Annotated in this window: 15 protein-coding genes; 9 read left to right on the top strand and 6 right to left on the bottom strand. The window is 69.5% G+C overall.

Features of this window, described 5'->3' with window-relative positions; all coding sequences use genetic code 11:
- The first annotated feature begins 9 nt into the window (after positions 1-9).
- Positions 10-795, top strand: a complete 786-nt coding sequence (locus tag DSC_RS04905) for a hypothetical protein (RefSeq protein WP_148268088.1) — start codon at positions 10-12, stop codon at positions 793-795.
- Positions 796-804: 9 nt separating this feature from the next.
- Here the strand turns inward: DSC_RS04905 and DSC_RS04900 are convergent, their stop codons facing one another.
- From DSC_RS04900 to thrA, 4 genes are all read right to left on the bottom strand, one after another.
- A complete protein-coding gene (locus DSC_RS04900; RefSeq protein WP_043290970.1) occupies positions 805-3,192 on the bottom strand; it encodes a DUF3772 domain-containing protein in 2,388 nt (795 codons plus the stop codon).
- 192 nt (positions 3,193-3,384) lie between these two features.
- Entirely contained in the window at positions 3,385-4,683 is a 1,299-nt protein-coding gene (gene thrC, locus DSC_RS04895) for a threonine synthase (RefSeq protein WP_014160029.1), read from the bottom strand.
- Between the two features lie 181 nt (positions 4,684-4,864).
- Positions 4,865-5,785, bottom strand: a complete 921-nt coding sequence (locus DSC_RS04890) for a homoserine kinase (RefSeq protein WP_014160028.1) — start codon at positions 5,783-5,785, stop codon at positions 4,865-4,867.
- Entirely contained in the window at positions 5,782-8,265 is a 2,484-nt protein-coding gene (gene thrA / locus DSC_RS04885; RefSeq protein WP_014160027.1) for a bifunctional aspartate kinase/homoserine dehydrogenase I, read from the bottom strand. Before thrA ends, DSC_RS04890 begins: the two co-directional genes overlap by 4 nt.
- Positions 8,266-8,834: 569 nt before the next feature.
- Between thrA and DSC_RS04880 the strand changes: the two genes are divergently transcribed.
- The 4 genes from DSC_RS04880 to DSC_RS04865 all read left to right on the top strand — a co-directional run bounded on the left by DSC_RS04880 (position 8,835) and on the right by DSC_RS04865 (position 12,388).
- Positions 8,835-9,509, top strand: a complete 675-nt coding sequence (locus DSC_RS04880) for a DUF502 domain-containing protein (protein ID WP_014160026.1) — start codon at positions 8,835-8,837, stop codon at positions 9,507-9,509.
- On the top strand, positions 9,506-10,285 hold the full coding sequence (locus tag DSC_RS04875) for a queuosine precursor transporter (protein WP_014160025.1): 780 nt from the start codon (positions 9,506-9,508) through the stop codon (positions 10,283-10,285). The genes DSC_RS04880 and DSC_RS04875 overlap by 4 nt, the downstream gene beginning before the upstream one ends.
- 86 nt (positions 10,286-10,371) lie before the next feature.
- On the top strand, positions 10,372-11,139 hold the full coding sequence (locus DSC_RS04870; RefSeq protein WP_014160024.1) for a murein L,D-transpeptidase catalytic domain family protein: 768 nt from the start codon (positions 10,372-10,374) through the stop codon (positions 11,137-11,139).
- A gap of 196 nt (positions 11,140-11,335) precedes the next feature.
- Positions 11,336-12,388, top strand: a complete 1,053-nt coding sequence (locus tag DSC_RS04865; RefSeq protein WP_014160023.1) for a L,D-transpeptidase — start codon at positions 11,336-11,338, stop codon at positions 12,386-12,388.
- Positions 12,389-12,436: 48 nt separating this feature from the next.
- Here DSC_RS04865 and DSC_RS04860 read toward each other — a convergent pair whose 3' ends face one another.
- Positions 12,437-14,035 carry a phytoene desaturase family protein gene (locus DSC_RS04860; RefSeq protein ID WP_014160022.1) on the bottom strand — a complete coding sequence of 533 codons (1,599 nt, stop codon included), beginning with the start codon at positions 14,033-14,035 and terminating at the stop codon, positions 12,437-12,439.
- A gap of 166 nt (positions 14,036-14,201) precedes the next feature.
- Here DSC_RS04860 and DSC_RS04855 point away from each other — a divergent pair, with 166 nt between their 5' ends.
- From DSC_RS04855 to DSC_RS15980, 4 genes are all read left to right on the top strand, one after another.
- Positions 14,202-15,815: a CHASE2 domain-containing protein gene (locus DSC_RS04855; RefSeq protein ID WP_014160021.1), complete on the top strand. Its 1,614-nt coding sequence runs from the start codon at positions 14,202-14,204 to the stop codon at positions 15,813-15,815.
- A gap of 27 nt (positions 15,816-15,842) precedes the next feature.
- Complete coding sequence (locus DSC_RS04850; protein WP_083833467.1) at positions 15,843-18,068, top strand: M13 family metallopeptidase; 2,226 nt, start codon at positions 15,843-15,845, stop codon at positions 18,066-18,068.
- A 175-nt stretch (positions 18,069-18,243) separates the two neighbouring features.
- Entirely contained in the window at positions 18,244-20,268 is a 2,025-nt protein-coding gene (locus tag DSC_RS04845) for a M13 family metallopeptidase (RefSeq protein ID WP_014160019.1), read from the top strand.
- Between the two features lie 226 nt (positions 20,269-20,494).
- The gene (locus DSC_RS15980) at positions 20,495-20,812 is read left to right on the top strand and encodes an IS110 family transposase (protein ID WP_014160018.1); all 318 of its coding nucleotides are present in this window, start codon (positions 20,495-20,497) and stop codon (positions 20,810-20,812) included.
- Positions 20,813-20,848: 36 nt separating this feature from the next.
- Here the strand turns inward: DSC_RS15980 and DSC_RS04835 are convergent, their stop codons facing one another.
- The gene (locus tag DSC_RS04835) at positions 20,849-21,541 is read right to left on the bottom strand and encodes a rhomboid family intramembrane serine protease (RefSeq protein WP_014160017.1); all 693 of its coding nucleotides are present in this window, start codon (positions 21,539-21,541) and stop codon (positions 20,849-20,851) included.
- Positions 21,542-21,887: the final 346 nt, after the last annotated feature.

Below are 21,887 nucleotides of genomic sequence, written 5' to 3'. Positions count from 1 at the left end.
GCCTCCCGCGTGCGTGAACTGCAGGCCCGCAGCGACAACGACGCATTGCGCCAGCGCCCGCAGCAGCGGCGCGAGATCTCCAGGATGCAGGACCAGGACCGACGCAACCAAGGCGCGCTGCCGTCGGGCACCGGCGAGCGAGGCGATCGCGACCGCGATGGGGATGGGCGCCGCAACCACGATCTGACCCGGCTCGACCGCGACCAGCAGCAGCGCCGCATCCGTGAAGAGCGCCACCGCGCCGAGGAGTATCGCCGCGGCGAAGACCAGCGTCATCGCCTGGCCCAACAGCGCGGGCGCGAACTGGAACGCCAGCGCCGCCACGCCCAGCACCGCTACCAGCAGGACTATGCCCGCCGTCTCCATGCGCAGCAGGACCGCTGGCAATCGCGCGGCTACGACCACCAACGTGATCCCTACTACTACACGCCGGCCAGCTATCGCTACGGCTGGGGTGGCGCGTATTACCAGACCAACCGCTACGGCGCCGACCTGCTGCGCCAGGCGGTCAATTACGGCTACAACGAAGGCTTCGAAGCCGGTCGCGCCGATCGCCAGGACGGCTGGAGTTTCAGCGTTGACACGCCCTACGCCTACCAGGACGCCAACTATGGCTACTACGGCTATTACCTCGGCCAGGACACCTACAACCACTACTTTCGCGAAGGGTTCCGCCGTGGTTATGAAGACGGCTATTACAGCCGTTATCGCTACGGCACCGCCAGTAACGGCAGCCACGTCATGCTGGCGGCCGTGCTCGGCACGATCCTGGGACTGAGCCTGCTGGACAACTGAGCCGGGCGTTCAGGCCGGCGCGCCCTCGCCTGTGGGCCGGGCGTGTTCGGTCGCCGCGCGCGCCGGATCGGACCCGGCATCGATGATGCGCACGTCCTGCGCGATGGCCAGCGCGATGTGCTCCTCGGCCAGCGCCTTGAGCAGGCCGAAGAACAGGTCGCTGCGCGTCCCGTAGACCGCACGCGGGCTTTGCACGTACGCAAAACTGTTGATGGTCACCGCGCCGGCCTTGATCGAGTCGATGAACACCGACGGCGCCGGCTCGGCCAGCACCCCGGGATGATCGGCATACAGGCCCAGCAACAGTTCGCGGACGCGCGCCACATCGGTGTCCAGTGGCACCGAGAATTGCACCTGTACCTGCCCCGGCGGGTTGGCCATGGTCATGTTGCGGATGGTCTTGGTGATCAGCTCGGAGTTGGGCACGATCAGGGTCGACCTGTCGCCGACCTGGATCTCGGTGGAGCGCACGTTGATGCGGCGGATATCGCCCTCGGCATCGCCGATCCGCACCCAATCTCCGATCTTCACCGGCCGCTCGGCCATCAGGATCAGGCCGGAGATGAAGTTCTGGGTGATCGCCTGCAGGCCAAAGCCGATGCCCACCGACAGGGCGCTGGCCACCAGCGCCAGCTTGGCCAGGTCCAAGCCCAGCGTGACCAGCGCCCACAGGCCCACCACCAGGATGCCCAGGTAGCGCATCACTGCGGCGACCGAGGCCCGGGTACTGGTATCCAGTTCGGTCTGCGGCAGGTAGGTCTGGGTGAGCCAGCGCTGGGAGGCCTTGACCAGTCCCATGCCGATCACCACCACGACGATGGCTTTGAGGATCTTCAGCGGCTCCAGCGGGACACCAGCGACCTTCCAACCCTGGCGCGCCTGCTCGATCCAATTGGCGATGCCCGAGAAGTTGGCGCCGTAAGGCACCAGCAATGCGCCAATCACCCCCACCGCCAGCCACAGCCGCAGCACCGCCGACAACAGCACCCCGGCCTGTTCCATGTGACTGGCGCGCAGGCCCAGGGCTGCATTGGCCGCCCTGCCAAAGCGGCTGTCGGGCTTGAACATCCACCTTGCCAGGTCGTCGGCGAACATCATCAACAGGCCGCCTGCACCGCACACCACCACCGACCAGATGACCTGGGTGGTGGCACGGCGGGCAAAATTGACATAGCCAAGCAGCGCCGCCACCAGCGCCGCGACGATGATGATCTCCACGAGCAGCGAGATCAGCACCATCACGCTGGAGCGGCGTGGCGGCGCGACCTGCGGCACAGCGGCAGGGTCCTGGCCGGCCGCCGCTGCGCCGAGCGCCGGCGCGCGTTGCAAATGCAGCAGGCTGACCAGCATGGCGATGAGCAGGACCACGAAGATCAACGCGATCAGCCCGTTCAGGGCCATCGTGGTGACCTCCGTGGTGCGGGCGGCCAGATTGACCGCGCCCAGCACCCCGCTGAGCCAGGCCGCCACTGAGGTCAACCATGCATAGCGGCCCAGCTTGAGGGCGGTGGCGTCATCAAAGGGCAGCAGGCGCCACGAGGGCTGTCGGGGCAGCAGCAGGGCCGAACTCACCGCGCCGATGAACGCCGAAACCAGAGTGACGAACACGATCGAGGAGGCCAGCGCCTGCAGCGAGCGTGGAATGGCATCGATGCCGCGCAGCGACTCCACCAGCACCCAGGCGGCAAGCGCCGGCGTGGCGGTACCTACCAGCAGCATCCAGACTGCCAGGGCCGAACGTCGCAGCCGGTTGCCGGGCGCTCGCTGGATCAGATAGCGCCGGCCAAACCAGCGCAGCGACATCGCCGCCGGCAGCAGCAACAGAACGGCAATACCCAATCCAACCGCCGGCGCCGCCCAGCCGTGTCTGGCCACTGCAGCGTCAAAGGCCTGGCGCTGCTGGTCCCACAGCGCGCGGACCCGGGCCAGGTCGCCAGGCAGCACTTGGCCCAGCTGCCGCCACAGGCTGATCGACAGCGGGGATTGCGCGCGCCGAAACAATTCCTGGGCCTGCAACTGGCCGCGAAGCTTGTCGATCGTGTCGCCCAGCTGCTGGGCTTCCACCGCCAGCAGCCGCGCACGCTTGATCGCGCCATCGAGACGGTCGCGACTGGCTTTGAGCTGTTTGCGCTCGGCACGGATATCCGGCGGCTCGACCGTGCCCGGTGTCACTTCGCCCAGCTGCTTGAGGCGCTCGTCGATCTGCGCCAGTTGCGGCTGCAGGGCCAGCACCTGGGTCTCTGCCTGGTGCTGCTGTTCGGCCACCTTGTCACTGAGCGCGCGCAGGGCCTCGGGCGTATCGGCCTGGTCCTGCTGGTCCTGCAGCTTGTCCAGCGCCGTCTCGATGGCATCGATGCTCGCGTCCGAGCCGGGCTCGGGCGGCCCGCTCTGGGCCATGGCGCAAAGGCCTGGCTGCAAGGCCAACAGCAGGGCGAACAAGGCCGGCCGCAGCCCGGCGAACAAGCGGAAATTGAGGGGCACGACGGATGGACGACCTTGCACGCGGGTTTGCGCAGGCGGCGATGATAGAGCAGGCCCGTGCCGATCCGGTCAGCGGGCCAGCGCCACAAGCCCGCCGGCCAAGCCGGATCAGCCGGCCGGCGTGGCCAGGATGTGCTGGACCAGGGCCTGGTAGTCCGGCTCGATCGGATCGGCATGCGCCGGGCGCTGCAGCAGCGCGTTCAGCGCCGGCGGCACGGGTACCGCGCCCACCAGCGGCTCGACCACGCCTTCGAACTTGGCCGGGTGGGCGGTGGCCGCCACCGCCCAGTCGCCCTCCACGCCCTGGTTGCGCAGGTCTTCCAGGACCTTGACTGCGGTGGCCGTGTGCGGGCAGAACACCTCGCCAAAGTGGCGATGGCGGCGCGCGATCAGCAGGCCGATCGCATCGTCCTCGACGCTGGCCGCGGTGAAGGCCGCACGCAGCGCCGCATCATCGCCGTGGTAGAGCCAGCGCAGGCGCTCGAAGTTGCTCGGCGCGCCCACGTCCATGGCATTGGCGATCGTGGCCACGCTGGGCTGCGGTGCGTAGTCCTTGCCGGCGAAGTAATCCGGCAGCACCCGGTTGGCGTTGGTGGCCAGCACGATCCGGCCGATCGGCACGCCCAGCGCGCGCGCCAGGATGGCGGCCATCGCATTGCCCAGGTTGCCGGTGGGAATGACGAAGTTCAGCGTGTTGCCGGTCTGCGCGCGATGGCACAGCGCGGCGTGCGCGTAATAGCTCATCTGCGGCAGCAGGCGGCCCAGGCTGATGCTGTTGGCCGAACTCAGCGGCGCCCGCGCCTGCAGTGACGCATCGGACAGCGCGCGCTTGACCAGCGCCTGGCAGTCATCGAACGAGCCGGCCACGCGCAGCGCGGTGATGTTGTCGCCGAAGCAGCCCAGCTGGTGCGCCTGGCGCGGCGACACCCGGCCGTCCGGATACAGCACCACCACGCGCAGGTTCGGCTGCCGGTGGAAGGCCGCCGCCACCGCCGCGCCGGTATCGCCGGAGGTCGCCACCAGGATCGTCAGCGGCCTGGCATCGGCGCCGCGCAGGCGGGTCAGGCACTGCGCCAGAAAGCGCGCACCGAAATCCTTGAACGCCGCGGTGGGTCCGTGGAACAGCTCCAGCACCTGGTCACCGGGCGTGGCCAGCGGCAACAGCGGCGCGGGAAAGTCGAACGCGCTTTCGCAGATCGCCGCGAGCTGGCTCTCCAGCCGGTCGCCTGCAAGGAACGGCTGCAGCAGCGTGGCGGCGGTCTGCGCCAGGCTATGGCCGGGCTGCAGTTCGCGCGCGTCCGGCATGGCCTGCGGCACGTACAGGCCGCCATCGGGCGCAAGGCCGGCGGCGATGGCATCGCTCAGGGAGACGGCGGGGGAGGCGTTGCGGGTGGAGATGAAGTTCATGGACAGATTCCAAAGTGACTCGGTGAGGCCAGGCCCTCTCGCAGCGCAATGCGCTCGATCCGGCCAGTTGAAAAATGCGCTTTGTGGGAGTCGCTACAGCGGCGAACGGGGCTCTGCTGCTGCAGGCCTTGAGCCCGCAAAAGCGCCTTGACCGCTGAAGCGGCTCCCACAAAAGCGCAGATCACAGCACCTGCGCGCCCGGCGCGGCGATGCGCGAGACCCAGGCCTGCGACTGCAAGCCTGCCGCCTTGAACGCGGCCTGCACCGCAGGTGCAGCCGCTTCGGCGCAGGCGCGCTGCTCGAACCAGCCGAAGATGCTCGGGCCGGCGCCGGAAATGCTGGCGCCCATCGCCCCGCCGGCCAGCATCGCCGCCTTGGCCGCCTCGAAGCCCACGATCAGCGGCGCCCGGCGCGGTTCGACCAGCACGTCCTTCAGGCCGGCACGGACCAGCGCGGCATCGCCGGCATGGCAACCGGCCAGCACCAGCGCCAGGTTGGCGCTCTGGGCGACGAACTCGTTCAGCGCATAGGTGCCGGCCAGCGCGGCACGGGCGCGGCGGGTTTCCAGAATCGCCTCCGGATGCACCAGCAGGCTGTGCCAGGCATGCGGCACCGGCACCCGGACCAGGTGCTCGGCGGTGGCCAGCACCAGGCCGCCCAGCAGCATCGGCCCCAGGTTGTCGCCATGCTTGCCGCCGCTGGCGACCGCTTCGCCGACCAGCGCGAACGGATACAGCGCCTGGCGCGACAGCGGCGCCTCCAGCAGCGCATTGGCCGCCACCAGCGCGGCCACACAGGAGGCCGCCGAGCCGCCCATGCCCGAGCCCAGCGCAATGCCCTTGTCGATCTCGACCTCGAAACCGAACGGCAGCGCGAGTGCTTGGCGCATGGCGATCAGCGCCGCGCCGGCGGTATTGGACGGCGCATCCAGCGGCAGGTCGACGGTGGTGCCGCCGATCGCGGCAATGCGTACCGTCGGCGCGTCGATGCGGCGCACGGTGACCGTGTCGCCCGGCCCTTCGATCACGTGGCCCAGGATGTCGAAACCGACGCCGACGTTGCCGACCGAGGCCGGCGCGAACGCACGTGCCTGACCCTTCACAGCCGCGCCCCCTGCCCGGCCGCCACCCGCAGCAGGTCGGCGAACACGCCGGCCGCGGTGACTTCCGGGCCGGCGCCCGGGCCCTGCACGATCAGCGGATTGGCGCAATAGCGGCGCGTGTTGAACTGCACGATGTTGTCGGTCAGCCGCAGCCTGGCGAAGGCGTGGTCGGCCGGCAGTTCCACCAGGCCGACGCTGGCGCCGCCTTCGTGCAGGCGCCCGACATAGCGCAGCACGTTGCCCGAGGCGCGCGCATCGGACAGGCGCTTGGCGAACACTGCGTCCACTTGCCCCAGGCGCGCCATGAAGTCCTCGACGCTGGCCTGGCGCAGGCCCTCGGGCACCAGGCTTTCCACCTGCACCTCTTCCAGCGAGAGGGTCCTGCCGATCTCGCGCGCCAGGATCACCAGCTTGCGGGCCACGTCGGTGCCGGACAGGTCCTCGCGCGGATCGGGCTCGGTGTAGCCCATTGCGCGGGCCTGGGCGACCAGTTCGGAGAACGGCACGCTGCCGTCGAACTTGTTGAACAGCCAGGCCAGGGTGCCGGAGAAGATGCCCTCGATGCTGGTCACCACATCGCCGGTATCGACCAGGTCGCGCAACGTGTTGATCACCGGCAGGCCGGCGCCGACGGTGGCTTCGTAGCGGAAGCGCGCGCCACTGGCGGCAGCGGCCTCGGTGATGGCCTGGTAGCGCGCCAGCGGGCCGGCGCCAGCCTGCTTGTTGGGCGTGACCACGTGGATGCCCGCGGCCAGCCACTGCGCGTAGCGGTCGGCCACGGCCGGGCTGGCCGAGCAGTCCACGATCACCGTGTGCGGCAGATGCGAGGCCAGCAGGTGCTCGGTGAAGCGGTCCAGGTCCAGCGCCTGGCTGGCCTGTTCGAAGGGCACCTTCCAGTCGCCCTCGATGCTGCGCTCGGCCAGCAGCATGCGCCGGGACGAGGCGATCGCGCGCAGGCGCAGGTCCACGTTGGCCTTGGCCAGCAGTTGCGGCTGGGCGGCACGCAGCTGCTCCAGCAGCGCGCGGCCGACGTTGCCCGGCCCGATCACGCCCACCGCGAAGGTCTGCGGCGACAGCCAGAAACCGGCATGCGCCGCGCGCAGCGCCTTGGTCGCGTCGCTGCTGGCAATGGCCACCGAGATGTTGCGCTCGGACGAGCCCTGGGCGATGGCCAGGATGTTGACCCGCGCCCGGCCCAGCGATTCGAACAGGCGCGCGGCCACGCCCGGCATGCCGGCCATGCCGTCGCCGACCGCGGCCAGCACGCTCACCCCGTCGGTGAGCTGCACGCGCTGGATCTGGGCGATGGACAGCTCGTGCGCAAAGGCGGTCAGCAGCGCAGCGCGCCCACGGACCGCATCGGCGGACTTGACCACGCAGCAGATCGAATGCTCGGACGAGCCCTGCGAGATCATCACCACCGACACGCGTGCATCGCGCAGCGCGGCGAACACCCGCTCGGCCGTGCCCGGCACGCCGATCAGGCCGGTGCCTTCCAGGTTGAGCACGGCCAGGTCCGGCGACAGGGTCAGGCCCTTGACCGGGCCGGAGGTGTCCCTGCGCGCGGTGATGCGCGTGCCCGGATGGTCGGGCTGGAAGGTGTTGCGGATGATGATCGGCAGGCCGCGCTCGATCGCCGGCGACATGGTCTGTGGATGCACGACCTTGGCGCCGAAGTAGGCCAGCTCGCAGGCTTCGTCGTAGCTGAGCGATTCCAGCTGCACCGCTTCGGGCACCACCCGCGGATCGGCCGAGAGCACGCCATCGACGTCGGTCCAGATGTGCAGTTCCACCGCGTCGAACAAGGCGGCAAAGATCGCACCGGAGTAATCGCTGCCATTGCGGCCCAGGGTGGTGATGCGGTTGCCGCGATCGCGGGCGACGAAGCCGGTGACCACCACCCGCCTGGCCGGGTTGGCCGCGCGCCACTGGCGCAGGCGCTGGGCGCTGAGCTCCCAGTCCACGTCCACGCCCAGGTCGTTGCGGTCCACCACCAGCACCTCGCGCGCATCCAGCACCGCGCAATCCTCGCCGCGGCTGCGCAGGTGATCGCCGAGCAGCCTGGCCGAATACACCTCGCCCAGGCCCTGCACGCGCTCGAGCACCTCGCGCGGCAGTTCGCCGATCACCGACAGCGCCTGCAACACCTCGGCCAGCATGTCGAACTGGGCATCCAGCCATTCCACGGTCGGGCCCGAATGCTCGCCCAGCAGGGCCACGGCCGCGCCGCGATGGCGGGCGCGCAGTTCGTGCCAGCGCTCGCGCCAGTCCTCCAGGTTGCCGGCCGCGCGCCCGGCCAGGTCGATCAGCGCATCGGTGACCCCCTTCATCGCCGAGACCACGGTGATCTGTTGGTCTTCCTCGCGCGCCAGCAGCAGGTCGGCCACGTGGCGATAGCGGGTGGCATCGGCCACGGAGGTGCCGCCGAACTTGTGGGCGACGGTTTTCAGCGGTTGGGCGTGTGCTGCAGGCGACGACATGGGGACCTCAGGGTTGGGAGGGCCTCGCGCGCATCAGGATGTGGGGGCTCCCGCATCCTGATCCGGGTGCGGGGCGGTGGTTGCGAAAAACTTACGCTTGCACGGCCGACCACACCCGAAGACCCCGGGTGGTGGTAATGGTCGTGGTGCCGGGCACGCCCAGGCCAGGGCCCGCGATGGACGCGGTGCAGGCGGCGAAGGGGGTGGGCAGGTGCGACATGGGCGGCTAATGAAACCCAAGCGTGAAGCGCTGTCAAGCGATGGTGGAACAATACATCCTTCAAGCTGCCGATCGTTTCAGGAGCAACATCAACACCGGTCGATGCAACGCCCCATGCCCGCATCGCCGAGCGTCTTCATTCGACCCGGATATGTCCGGATTCCCGACCTGACCGGTCGGCGTGCGCGAGCTGCGGCAGGGTCACCGGCGCCAATCCAGCGCCTGTGGCAGATGGTTCGCCTGGCACTTCACCAGGACCGGGCGCAGGCCTGCCGAGAAGATCATCGTCGGCACCGACCCACTGGACCGCGGCCGCGGACGTTGCGGCACCACCGCTACAATGCGCGCCATGTCCAACCCCGCCACGCCGCACCCTTCCCTGCAGGGCCTGTTCCTGACCGGCCTGCTCACCCTGTTGCCGATCTGGCTGACCTGGGTGGTGGTCAAGTTCGTCTTCGTGCTGCTGTCCGATGTCAGCAAGCCCCTGGTCGAACCGATCTCGCGGCAGATCGCGCAGGATTTCCCGGGTGCGGCGCCGTGGTTCACCGGCGTGTGGATCCAGAACGTGATCGCGCTGGTTGCCACCCTGCTGGTGATCGTGCTGGTGGGCTTCCTGACCCGGCGCGTGGTCGGGCAGACCCTGCTGCGCTGGTTCGAATCGCTGATTCGCCGGGTGCCGCTGGCCAGCACCATCTACACCAGCGCGCGCCAGTTGCTGGACATCCTGCAGACCAAGCCGGGCAGCACCCAGCGCGTGGTCCTGATCGACTTCCCGCACCGGGACATGAAGTCGGTCGGGCTGGTCACCCGGGTGATGCGCGAACAGGGCACCGGGCGCGAGCTGGCCGCCGTGTACGTGCCGACCACGCCCAACCCGACCTCCGGCTACCTGGAAATCGTCCCGGTGGAACTGCTGACGCCGACCGACTGGAGCGTGGACCAGGCGATGAGCTTCATCATCTCCGGCGGCGCGGTGGCGCCGGACGCGATGCCGTTCACCCGCAGCGGCGATCGTCGCGCATGAGCGTGGGGCCGCGCACCCTGGACGACCGCGCGGTGCGGCTGTTCATCGCGCTGGCGGCGTTTCTGTGCGTCAACGCGGTGCTGGCCGAATTCATCGGGGTCAAGATCTTTGCCCTGGAAGACACCCTGGGCATCGCGCCGCTGCAGTGGAACCTGTTTGGCGAGAATGGCTCGCTGAGCTTCACCGTCGGCACGCTGCTGTGGCCATTCGTGTTCGTGCTGACCGACACCATCAACGAGTTCTTCGGCCGTCGCGGCGTGCGTTTCATCTCCTGGGTGGCCGTGGCCCTGATCGTGTACGGGTTCCTGTTCGCGTTCCTGGCGATCAAGACCGCGCCGGCCGGCTGGTGGGTGGGCGCAGCCGCCAGCCAGGGCGTGCCTGACTACCAGGCCGCGTTCGCGGCGATCTTCGGCCAGGGCATGTGGTCCATCGGTGGCTCGATCGTGGCGTTCCTGCTGGGCCAGCTGATCGACGTGTCGGTGTTCCACCGCATCCGCAATGTCACCGGCGAGAAATACGTCTGGCTGCGCGCCACCGGGTCGACCGCCGTGTCCCAGCTGGTGGACAGTTTCGTGGTGATCTACATCGCCTTCGTGCTCGGCCCGCAGCACTGGTCCACGCCGCGGTTCCTGGCGATCAGCACGGTCAACTACGGCTACAAGATGCTGGCGGCGGTGGCGATGATCCCGCTGCTGTACCTGATGCGCCACGCGATCCGCACCTACCTGGGCCGCGCGCGCGAACAACAACTGCGGGCCGAAGCGGCGGCAGATTGAGGCCGGGGAACCATGTCCGATTCAACTGCCTGATTCATAAAGGGATCGGCGACACGCCCTAGAATCGCGCCATGAAGCCTCTCCTGATGTTCGCGCTGGCCGCCCTGGCCAGCACCCCGGTCGCGGCGCGCTCGCCGCAAGTCAGTGCCGCCCCGGACATCGGCCGCAAGCCGGCCCCGGACAGGCCTGCCGGCCAAAGCGGTGGCACTTCGCCCGATGGCCTGCCTGACCTGTCGCAGCTGGCGCCCGATGCCGATCCGCAGGTGCTGGCGCTGGGCCTGTCGGCGATGCAATGCGCGCAGGCCCACGGCACCGGGGTTGATGCGCGGCGGCTGGCGGTGATCGACTACAGCCGTTCCTCGCTGACCCCGCGGTTGTGGGTGTTCGACCTGGCCCAGCGCAAGCTGCTCTACAAGGAGCTGGTCGCCCACGGCCAGGGCTCGGGGGGCGATGTGCCCGACCGCTTTTCCAACGAGGACGGCACCCACGCCTCCAGCCTGGGCCTGTTCTATACGCGCGACACCTACCAGGGCAAGAACGGGTATTCGCTGCGCATGCAGGGCCTGGAGCGTGGCTTCAACGATGCCGCGATGCGCCGCGCCATCGTCATGCACGGCGCACCCTACGTGAACGCCGACAGCGGCAGGAAGATGGGCCGGCTGGGCCGCAGCTGGGGCTGCCCGGCGCTGCGCGCGGCCATGGCCAGGCCGATCATCGAGGTGATGAAGGACGGCCAGTTCGTGTTTTCATATTCGCCGCAGCAGGCCTGGCTGACCCGCTCCTCGCTGGCCCAGTGCGCGATGGCGCGCCTGCACGGGCGCCCGGACCCGGGCAAGGCCCTTGCCACGCGCTGAGGATCACCCCATCAAGGCCGCGGCGCTGAAGCTTGAGGTTGGGATGGGTGCCCGGCACTGCCCCCTCCCCTTCGCATCGCGAAGGGGAGGGAGGGGGCCAGAAGCAGGCAAGGGCCGTGGCGCGAGGGCGAGGGGGCTTCGGCGCACTTGGGACTCGGCCTGCCTTGTACCGACCCGTCCTGGCCATGGAGGCCCGATGCGCCATCGCTTCGCCTTGCTGCTGTCCACGCTGCTGCTGTGCCTGGTGCCGCAGGCCCTGGCGGCAGTGCCGTTCTGGGGCGACAGGCAGTCCAGCCCGGTTGACACGCCCCCTGCCATGCTCAAGCCTGGCCAATGGGTCTGGGCTGGCAGCAGCATCGGAAACGCCGGGCCGATGGCGGTGATCGTCAGCCTGACCGAACAGCGCGCCTACGTGTACCGCAACGGCATCCTGATGGCCTGGACCACGATCAGCAGCGGCAAGGCCGGCTACGAGACGCCCACCGGGGTGTTCACCATCCTGCAAAAGGACAAGGACCACCGTTCCAACCTGTACAACAACGCGGCCATGCCCTACCAGCAGCGGCTGACCTGGGGCGGCGTGGCGCTGCATGCCGGCGGCCTGCCCGGCTATCCCGAATCGCACGGTTGCGTGCACCTGCCCAGTGCGTTTGCGGAAAAACTGTTCGCGGCCTCCAACCTGGGCATGACCGTGGTGGTGTCCGAGGAAGGCAAGACGCCGCCGGCGCTGGTCCATCCCGGCGCACTCAGTCCGATCGATCCAACCACCGGCAAGGACCTGGACATCCCGCTGCTGGAAGACGGCCGCGCCTGGCGCTGGGAACCGGAGCGGGCGCCGGACGGCCCGGTCTCCATCGTGCTCAGCCGCAGCGACCGGATCCTGTTCGTCTACCGCAATGGCATCGAGATCGGCCGCACCCGGATCGCCCTGAACAGTCCGACCCCGCGTACCGGCACCCATGCCTACATCGTCGCGGCCGGCGATGACCCGCCCGCGACCGGCGCAGTCGACGCTGGCCAACACATGCCGTCCTGGATCGCCATCGGCGTGCCCGGGCGCGAGGACGAGGCCGGCGCCGCGTTGCCGGCCGAGGAAGCCAACCAGGTCGTGATTCCGGACGGCTTCAAGGCGCTGGTGCTGCCGCTGGTCCAGCCCGGCACGGTGCTGGTGGCCACCGACGCCAGCGTGCTGCCGCAGACCACCGGCGCTCACCTGCAGGTGATCGACTCGGATCCGCCGGAGCAATAACCGGCGGCTCGGGAATCTGGATAGACCACCCTCGCCGGCTGCGCGCCCTCATCGCAGATCCGAAATGACCACCTGTGCGGCATTGTGGCCTGGCGCGCCGGTCACCCCACCACCGGGATGGGTGCCCGAGCCACACAGGTAAAGGCCCGGGATCGCCCCGCGATAGCCCGCCTGGCCCAGCGCCGGGCGCGCGCTGAACAACTGGTTGAGCGAGAGCGCGCCGTGGAAGATGTCGCCGCCGACCAGGCCGAAATCGCGCTCCAGGTCCAGTGGACTGTTGATCTGCCGGCCCAGCACCGATGCAGCAAAACCCGGGGCGTAGCGCTCGACCGTGGCGATCATCAGGTCGGCCACGTGCTCGCGGTGATCGTCCCAGCTGCGGCCGTTGGGCAGTTCCGGCGCGACGTGCTGGCAGAACAGGCTGGCGACGTGTTTGCCGGCCGGCGCGAGCGAATCGTCCAGGGTCGAGGGAATCAGCAGCTCGACGATCGGCGCGCGCGACCAGCCGTGTGCCCTGGCATCCAGGTAGGCGCGATCCATGTAATCCAGCGACGGCGCCAGGATGATGCCGGCGGTGAGGTGGTCGCCCTCGCCCGGCAGCGCGGTGAACGAGGGCAGCCGGTCCAGCGCCACGTTCATGCGGAAGGTGCCCGAGCCGCAGCGCCAGTGCGCCATGCGTTCGGCAGTGGCCGGCGGCACGTGTTCGGCGCGCAGCAGGCGCTGGTAGAGCAGCTTGGGATTGACGTTGGCCACCACGCTGCGCGCGCGCAGGATTTCGCCGGTATGCAGGCGCACGCCGACCGCGCGGCCGCCTTCGACCAGCACCTGATCCACGCCGGCATCGGTGCGGATCGTGGCGCCGGCCGCGCGCGCGGAGGCAGCCATCGCCTGGGTGATCGCACCCATGCCGCCGATCGCGTGGCCCCAGGCGCCCTTGACCCCGTCGACCTGGCCGAACACGTGGTGCAGCAGCACGTAGGCGCTGCCCGGCGTGTACGGACTGGCGTAGTTTCCGACCACGCCGTCGAAGCCGAACAGTGCCTTGACCGGCGCGCTCTCGAACCAGCGGTCCAGGTACTCGGCCGCGGAGATGGTGAACAGGTCCAGCAGCTCCTGGCGCAGGGTCTGGTCCAGGGCCAGCAGCCGGCGGCCGAGCCCGGCGCCGCGCAGCAGCTCGGGCAGGGCCTTCCACCAGCCGTCGCTGGTGATGTTCGGCGGCGGCTGCAGGGCCAGCGCGCGCAGCACCTCGGCGATGGCTTCAAGGCGTGCCTGGTAGGCGGGCAAGGCCTGTGCATCACGGGTGGAGAACCTGGCCACCTGCGCGGCGGTCTGGCCGGCGCCGGTCAGCAGGTAGCGGCCATCGGGCAGCGGCAGGAAGTTGTCGCGCCGGCGCTGGACGATGCGCAGGCCATGGCCGCGCAGGTCCAGCTCGTCGATCACCCTGGGCTGCAGCAGCGAGACGGTGTAGGAGGCGACCGAATTGCGGAAGCCCGGATGGAATTGTTCGGTCACCGCCGCGCCGCCGACCACGCTGCGCCGTTCCAGCACGGTGACCTTCAGGCCCGCCCGGGCCAGGTAGGCCGCGCACACCAGGCCGTTGTGGCCGCCGCCGACCAGCAGCGCATCGCAGGGGGAATGGACCGTCATTTTTCGTAGAATCCGTGACCACTTGTACAGTCTGTCGCTGGCGTGCATCCCACCGCGCCGATCAGGGGAAGGACCGCAATGGACCACCACAGGGGTGCCGGCCAACACCGAGCGCGCAGGTTAGCGTGAACAGGCCCCCGGCATGCTTGGGCCACCCGTTTGCCCGATGCGCCCGCTGACCCGGTCGTTGCGGCGCACGCATGGGCAGGTGCGCGCCCGGGTGCTGGCTGCGCTGGGCGCGGTGGCGCTGCTGGTGCTGCTGACCCTGTCGGAGGTGACCCTGCCGCTGGACCAGGCGCTGTTCGACCTGGCCGCGCGCAACGGCCGGCAGCAAGGCAACCACCAGGTCGTGGTGGTGGCCATCGACCCGGACAGCATCGCCCGGCTGGGCCCGTGGCCCTGGCCGCGGCACCAACTGGCGCAGCTGGTCGATCGCCTGTCCGCGGCCGGCACCCGCGCCATCGGCCTGCACCTGCTGCTGGCCCAGCCCAGCCTGTACGACCCGCGCGGCGATGCGCTGCTGGCCCAGGCGATGGTCCGCGACGGCGCGGTGGTCATGCCGGTGGTGGCCGAACCGGCCTCGCCCAACGCACCAGCCACCGCCATCCTGCCCGCGCCCGAGCTGATGGCCGCCGCCGCGGGGCTGGGCCATACCGAGGTGATCACCGATCAGAACGGCATGGGCCGGCGCCTGGCCCTGCACGCCGGCCTGGGTCTTCCGGACTGGCCGGCCTTTGCCCTGGTGCTGAAGGACCTGGCCCAGGCCAGTACACCGCCGCCGCAACCGCGGGCGCTGTTCGAAGGCCCATCGCCAACACCGCAGGACTGGGTCCGCGCCGATACCGTGCTGGTGCCCGATTCCGGCAGTGCCGGCGATATCGCCCGTGTTTCGGCCGCCGCGGTGCTGGCTGGCGCGGTCGGCCCGGAGGCCTTCGCCGGGCGCATCGCGATCATCGGCCGCACCGACCTGGGGCCGGACCAGCGCCTGTCCCTGCCCGGGGCGCCGGGCAGCCTGGCGCGGGTCGAATTCCAGGCCCACGCCCTGGCGCGTCTGCTGGAAGGGAGCGCGGTGTGGCCGATGCCGGTCGGGCCGCAGCTGCTGCTGTCGACGGTCCTGGTGACCCTGCCGCTGCTGCTGCTCGGCCTGCCCGGCCTGCGCGGGCTGTGGTTCCCGATGACGCTGGTCCTGGTGCTGCTGATGTCCTGGACGCTGCTGCGGGCCGGGGTGTGGTTCCCGCCGACGCCTGCGCTGCTGGTGCTGGGGCTGGGCCTGGCAGCGGGCGCGCGCTCGGCCTGGCAACGCGCGCGCCGGCGCGGCCTGACCGATCCGGAAACCGGGGTGGCCAACCGGCTGTGCTTCGAAAACCGCCTGGAAAGCGAGACCCGGCGCGCCCGGCGCGAAGGTCGACCGCTGTCGCTGCTGCTGATCGAAGCGCGCAGCACCTCCTCGCACGCGCCCGGCAGCGGCGGCGACCTCGCTGCGGCGATGGCCTCGGGGCTGCGCCTGCGCGCGCAGGCGCCGCAGGACCTGATCGCGCGCCTGGATGCCTCACGCTTCGCCGCACTGCTGCCGGGCACGGCCCTGCACGTGGCCGCCGCCCTGGCCACCGCACTGATGGTCGACCTGGAAGGCCGCCCGGGTCGTCCCGGCCCGGCCACCGCCGGCCGGGCGCTGCGCATGGGCCTGGCCAGCCTGCAGCCCGAAGACGCCCGCGGCGCAGACCTGCTGCTGCGCGCCACCCGCGACCTGGTCACCGTGCGCGATCCCATCGCGCGTTGAGCGCTCCTGCGCCGGCGCGCGGCGTCCATGACCTTCGACACCGGCCCCGCGCACCGCGCACCGCTACAGTCCTGCGGTTGTCCCGGCCCTGCGGGACGCGCCTGTCGTCGCGGCATATCCAACGGAGTCCACGTGAGCACGCCCAAGACCAAGATCCTGCTGCTGTCCCTGTCCCTGTCCATCGCCGCCGCCCTGGCCGCCTGCAAGAAACCCGACGCGCCCACCGCGGCTGCGCCTGCGCCTGCCCCGGCCGCCGACACCGCCGCGCCCAAGGCGCTGCGCGTGGACCAGTCCAGGCTGCCGCCCTTCAGCGGCTTCCAGATCGGCGATCTGGACCCAGCCGTCAACGTCTGCAGCGACCTCAATGCCTACGCCAACGCGCGCTGGCTCAAGGCCAATCCGGTGCCGGGCGACCGCACCAGCTGGGGCAGCTTCGAGGTGCTGAGCGAGCGCTCGGAAGCCATCCAGCAACAGCTGGCCGAGCAGGCCGCCGCCGACACCGCCGCCAGCGGCGTGGAAAAGATCGTCGGCGACTTCTGGGCTACCGGCATGGATGAGGCCAGGATCGAGCAGCAGGGCCTGGCCCCGATCAAGGACGAGCTGGCTGCCATCGATGGCCTCGGCGACCAGGCCAAGATCACCGACTACCTGCGCACCCGCGCGGCCAAGGGCCAGAACGCGCTGTTCGGCTTCGGTGCCAGCCCGGACTTCAACAATTCGGACATGAACATCGCCTATGCCTTCCAGGGCGGGCTGGGCCTGCCCGATCCGGAGTACTACACCGGCGCCGAGAACAAACCCAAGCTGGACGCCTACCAGGCGCACATCGCCAGGACGCTGGAGCTGGCCGGCGTGGCCGCCGATGCCGCCGCCGCCCAGGCCCGCGACGTGATCGCCTTCGAAACGCGCCTGGCCAAGGTCTCCAAGACCAGCACCGAGCTGTCGCGCAAGGTCGAACTGGCCTACAACCCGGTGTCGCTGGAACAGGCCGACCAGTTGACCCCCAACTGGTCCTGGAGCGAGTTCTTCAAGTCCCAGGGCGTGGCCGCGCCGCAGATGTTCTCGCTGGCCATCCCGGCCTTCCACCAGGAAGTGTCCAAGATGCTGGCCGACACCGCGCCGGCGGCCTGGCAGGCGTACCTGCGCTTCCACACCATCGACAGCGCCAGTCCGTACCTGAGCAAGCCGTTCGTGGATGAGAACTTCGCCTTCTGGAACCAGACCCTGCGCGGCCAGAAGGAAATCCGTCCGCGCTGGAAGCGCGTGCTGGCCACCCTCAACCGCCAGGCCGGCGAGACCCTGGGCCAGCTGTACGTCAAGACCACCTTCCCGCCCGAGGCCAAGGCGCAGATGGAGGCCCTGGTGGGCAACCTGCGCACCGCGCTCAAGGCGCGCATCGAGCAGCTGGACTGGATGAGCCCGCAGACCAAACAGAAGGCCCTGGCCAAGTGGGAGACCTTCACTCCCAAGATCGGCTATCCGGACAAGTGGCGTGAGTGGAGCGGGCTGAACACCAGCGGCGACAGCTACCTGGGCAACGTGCTGGCCGCGCAGCAGTTCAACTACAGGTTCGACCTGTCCAAGATCGGCAAGCCGGTGGACCGCACCGAATGGGGCATGACCCCGCAGACCATCAATGCCTACTACAACCCGCAGCAGAACGAGATCGTGTTCCCGGCCGCGATCCTGCAGCCGCCGTTCTTCGATCCCAAGGCCGATCCGGCCATGAACTACGGCGGCATCGGCGCGGTGATCGGCCACGAGATGACCCACGGCTACGACGACCAGGGTGCCAAGTTCGGCCCGAAGGGCAACTTCGAGAACTGGTGGACCCAGGCCGACGAGCAGGGCTTCAAGTCGCGCACCGGCAAGCTGGTGGAGCAGTTCAACGGCTACACCACCGCCGACGGCGGCAAGGTCAGGGGTGACCTCACCCTGGGCGAGAACATCGCCGATCTGGGCGGCCTGAACACCGCCTACGACGCGATGAAGGTGGCCGAGCAGGGCAAGCCCGATCCCAAGGTCGACGGCCTGACCCAGGACCAGCGCTTCTTCCTCAACTGGGCCACGGTGTGGCGCCGCAACTTCACCCCGGAAGAACTGGCCGTGCGCCTGAAGACCGATCCGCACGCCCCGGCCAACTTCCGCGCCATCGGCGCTCCGTCCAACATGCCGGCCTTCGCCCAGGCGTTCGACTGCAAGCCCGGCGATGCGATGGTGCGCACCGGCGAGCAGCAGGTGGTGATCTGGTAGGCGCCACCGAGGCGATGGTTCTGAGGCGGCGTGGCGGGTCCGGCACGCCGCTTTTTTCTTTGATCCTGTTTCCCGCCCCGCGGGGGTTCCCGGGCTGCCCGGGCGCTGGGCGACAGGCGGGCGCGGACCGGTGGCTTGCTAGAATCGGCCCTTCCACCGCCGGATATCACCCCAGATGACGCAGCTGCGCCACGCCCGTACCCCCACCCTGCTTGCCCTGGCGCTGCTTGTCGCGCTGGGCAGCGGCGATGCCTTCGCCGCCACCAAGAAGAAAAAAGCCGCGGCCAAGGCGCCGGCCGTCAGCACCGAGTGCAATGACTTCTACGCCGCCGCCAATGCCGACTGGCTCAAGGCCAACCCGCTGCCGGCCGGTGTCGGGGCGATCTCCGCGCTGGGCAACCTGCGCCAGTACAGCCTGGAGCAGCAGAAGGCGCTGCTGGACGGCGCCATGCAGGCGCCGCAGGGCAACGTGCAGAAGCTGCTCGGCGACTTCTGGGCCAGCGGCCTGGACGAGGCGGCGGTGGAGGCCGATGGCGCCAGGCCGATCGCCCCGCTTTTGAGCCGCATCGACGGCATCAGGAAGTCCAAGGACATCCCCGCCGCGATCGCCGCCCTGCACCAGGTCGGCATCCCGGTGGCGTTCAACTTCAGCCCGGACGTGGACCTGCAGGCGCTGGACCGCCACATCGGCTACTTCATGCAGGGCGGCCTGGGCCTGCCTGACCCGGCCTACTACACCCGCACCGATGCGCAGACCCGCGAGCTGCTGGGCCGCTACCGGGCCTACGTCAAGCAGATCCTGGCCCTGACCGGCACCCCGGCCGACCAGCTCGATGCGCAGTCGGCCCAGGTGCTCGACCTGGAAACGCGCCTGGCCAGCGCTTCACGCCCGCTGGACCAGCTGGCCAGCCCGTTCAACAACTACAAGCCGCTGCCGATCAAGGACCTGAAGAAGCAGTACCGCAACCTGCAGCTGGATGCCTTCCTGGAGGCGCAGGGGGTGAAGGACGACACCGTGTCGCTGGCCGACCCGGCGCTGTTCGGCCAGATCGACGCGCTGGTCAAGCAGCTCTCCCCGGAGCAATGGAAGGCCTACCTGCGCTGGCGCGTGGGCGATGCGATGGCACCGTACCTGGCCAGGTCCTGGCGCGAGGCCGCGTACAACTTCCACGGTCGCGTGCTGGAAGGCAAGCAGTCGCCGGACCCGCGCTGGGTCCAGGTGCTGGACGCGATCAACACCGCTGCCGGTCCGATGCTGGGCCGCGAATACACCGCCCGCTACCTGCCCAAGGACAGCCGCGACAAGGCCGAAGTCATCGCCGCCAGCGTGCGCGACGCCCTGGGTCGCGCGCTGGAACGCAATGGGTGGATGAGCACCCAGGCCAAGGCCGAAGCCAAGGCCAAGCTGGCCAGGCTGGAGATCGAGATCGGCGCGCCCAGGCGCGACCTGGACTACACCGTGCAGCCGATGGGCCGCGGCAGCTTCGGCGGCAACATGCTGATCGCCAGCACCTGGCGGCATCGCGAGGAGATGAAGCGGATCGGTCGCGGCAACGCCGAGCGCCGCTGGAACGTGCTGCCGCAGCAGCCGGCGCTGGCCTATGACCTGGCCCAGAACCGGCTGATCGTCACCGCCGCGGTGCTGCAGCCGCCGGTGTTCGACGTCAGCCGCGACGTGGCGGCGCTGTATGGCAGCTTCGGCGCGCTGGTCGGCCATGAGCTGACCCGCGGCTTCGATGCCAAGGGCCGCATGATCGACGCCGCCGGCCAGCTGCGCGACTGGTGGACACCTGCCGATGCCAGCGCCTGGAACGCGCTGGGCGCGCGGGTGACCGGCCAGTACAACGGCTATGCCTATCCGGGCCTGACCGCGACCCAGGTCAACGGCACCCTGACCCGCGACGAAAACCTGGCCGACCTGTCCGGTGTGGAGCTGGCCTGGGATGCCTACCTGAACACACAGGCCGCACCCAATCCCGGCGCCAAGCAGACCTTCTTCCGCAGCTGGTCGCAGCTGTGGGCCCAGCAGGTGGACCCGCAGGAGGCCAGCGTGCGCGTGGCCACCGACCTGCGTGCACCTGGCCCGGTCCGCAGCAACGCACCCCTGCAGAATCAGCCCGAATTCAGCGCCAGCTTCCAGTGCAAGCCCGGCAACCCGATGGTGCGCCCGGAAGCGGAGCAGATCGGCATCTGGCGCTGACTCCCGGAATCGGCGTGTGTGTGTGTAGGCGCACCGCAGGGGCGCGATGGGGCTTGCCCGGTAAAGCCTGTCGCGCCCTAAGGTGCGCTTGTGTCTGCGCGAAGGTCTAGAGTTTGGGTGGAGAGCGATGTGCGGCAGGCCGATGGAGCGCAGTGTTGCCAAGCACGTGTAGGAGCCCGGGCCGCCGCACATCGACCTCGTCCTGTCCCCAGTGTACGAGAACTTTATGTCCCTGACCCTTGTTGGTATCGACGTAGCCAAAGCCACCCTGGCCGTCTGCGTGCTCCCCCACCAGCTGCATCTGACCCTGCCCAACACCTCTGCCGGCCATGCCCAACTGCTGGCGCCCCTGAAGGGGCACAGCGTGGACAACCTGTTGCTGGAAGCCACCGGCGGCTACGAGCGCGCGCTGATGCGCGTGTTGAGCAAAGCCGGGCTTCCCGTCACCCGGATCAATCCGCGCCAAGTGCGCCAAGGTCGCCATCACCGCCTGCATGCGGGTGCTGCTCACCCGCCTCAACGCCATGGCCAGAGACCAAACTGAATGGAGAATGACAGGCGCCTGAGAAGACAGTTGCTCCTACACCACCCGGAAGGTGGCCGTGCTGCGGCGCCTGCCATTGCCGCCGCCACGTCCACCACGCCCACTGCCGCGCCCGAACGGCGGCTGCCCGCGCCAGTAGCGGATCAGCAGCCAGCCAAACAGCATCCCGCCCAGATGCACGAAGTGGGCCACCCCCGGCTGGCGCCCGGTATAGGCGAAGAACAGCTCCATGGCCCCGTAGATGATTACCAACGTCCTGGCCTTGATCGGCACCGGGATCGGAAACACGATCATGCGCTGGTCCGGGAACAGCATCCCGTACCCCAGCAGCAGCGCGAACACCGCGCCGGAGGCACCGAGCACCGGAATGGGGAACTGACCCTGCGCCAGCAGCAATGTCCCCACGATCACCTGCAGCACGTTGGCACCGACCAGGCTCACCAGGTAGTAAGTGGTGAACCGACGCGCGCCCCACACCGCCTCCAGCGGCGAGCCGAACATCCACAGCGCCAGCATGTTGAAGAAGATGTGGCCGAAGGTGGCGTGCATGAAGCCGGCGCTGACCAGCTGCCAGGGCAGGAAACCGGCGCCGGGCAGCACCTGACCCGCCCCGACCGGCCACAGCAGCAGCCGCGCCATCAGCGCATCGGGCAGCACCATCTGCAGCAGGAACATGGCCACGTTGGCGATCAACAAGGCCTGGGTGGCCGGCTGCAATCGGGGAAACATCGGAGGGCGACCTCATGGGTAGGAAACCGGCTGCATGATACGTGCGAACGACTGAGCGGCCGCGCAAGCCCGCCTTGCCGCCCGCTACGATGCGATGGGAAGCGGCGGGAGGATGGCCGCGATGCGGATGTTGCCGGGCCGGTTCAGGCCGGTCCCCAGACCTGTTCGTCAACCGATGCGGCCGCGTTCAGCCCGACCACCCGCCCCTTGACCACGCGCACGCCTTCGGCGCGCAGTCAGCATCGACAGCGACGAGAGCCTGGACCAGAGACCTCAACTGAGACAGCGGGCGGCCGCCGCGGCTGCGGGCGGCGGTTGCGCGCGCGGCCGCGCCGCATCAGTTCAG

This window comes from Pseudoxanthomonas spadix BD-a59 (assembly GCF_000233915.3).
Lineage (GTDB): Bacteria > Pseudomonadota > Gammaproteobacteria > Xanthomonadales > Xanthomonadaceae > Pseudoxanthomonas_A > Pseudoxanthomonas_A spadix.
This window is presented reverse-complemented; position numbering and strand designations above follow the sequence as displayed.

Coding starts and splice junctions, on each gene's coding strand:
- DSC_RS04900 (WP_043290970.1), bottom strand. CDS start 3,192: ATGGCCCAGAGCGGGCCGCCCGAGCCCGGCTCGGACGCGAGCATCGAT.
- thrC (WP_014160029.1), bottom strand. CDS start 4,683: ATGAACTTCATCTCCACCCGCAACGCCTCCCCCGCCGTCTCCCTGAGC.
- thrA (WP_014160027.1), bottom strand. CDS start 8,265: ATGTCGTCGCCTGCAGCACACGCCCAACCGCTGAAAACCGTCGCCCAC.
- DSC_RS04880 (WP_014160026.1), top strand. CDS start 8,835: ATGTCCAACCCCGCCACGCCGCACCCTTCCCTGCAGGGCCTGTTCCTG.
- DSC_RS04875 (WP_014160025.1), top strand. CDS start 9,506: ATGAGCGTGGGGCCGCGCACCCTGGACGACCGCGCGGTGCGGCTGTTC.
- DSC_RS04870 (WP_014160024.1), top strand. CDS start 10,372: ATGTTCGCGCTGGCCGCCCTGGCCAGCACCCCGGTCGCGGCGCGCTCG.
- DSC_RS04865 (WP_014160023.1), top strand. CDS start 11,336: ATGCGCCATCGCTTCGCCTTGCTGCTGTCCACGCTGCTGCTGTGCCTG.
- DSC_RS04860 (WP_014160022.1), bottom strand. CDS start 14,035: ATGACGGTCCATTCCCCCTGCGATGCGCTGCTGGTCGGCGGCGGCCAC.
- DSC_RS04855 (WP_014160021.1), top strand. CDS start 14,202: ATGCGCCCGCTGACCCGGTCGTTGCGGCGCACGCATGGGCAGGTGCGC.
- DSC_RS04850 (WP_083833467.1), top strand. CDS start 15,843: ATGACCTTCGACACCGGCCCCGCGCACCGCGCACCGCTACAGTCCTGC.
- DSC_RS04845 (WP_014160019.1), top strand. CDS start 18,244: ATGACGCAGCTGCGCCACGCCCGTACCCCCACCCTGCTTGCCCTGGCG.
- DSC_RS15980 (WP_014160018.1), top strand. CDS start 20,495: ATGTCCCTGACCCTTGTTGGTATCGACGTAGCCAAAGCCACCCTGGCC.
- DSC_RS04835 (WP_014160017.1), bottom strand. CDS start 21,541: ATGTTTCCCCGATTGCAGCCGGCCACCCAGGCCTTGTTGATCGCCAAC.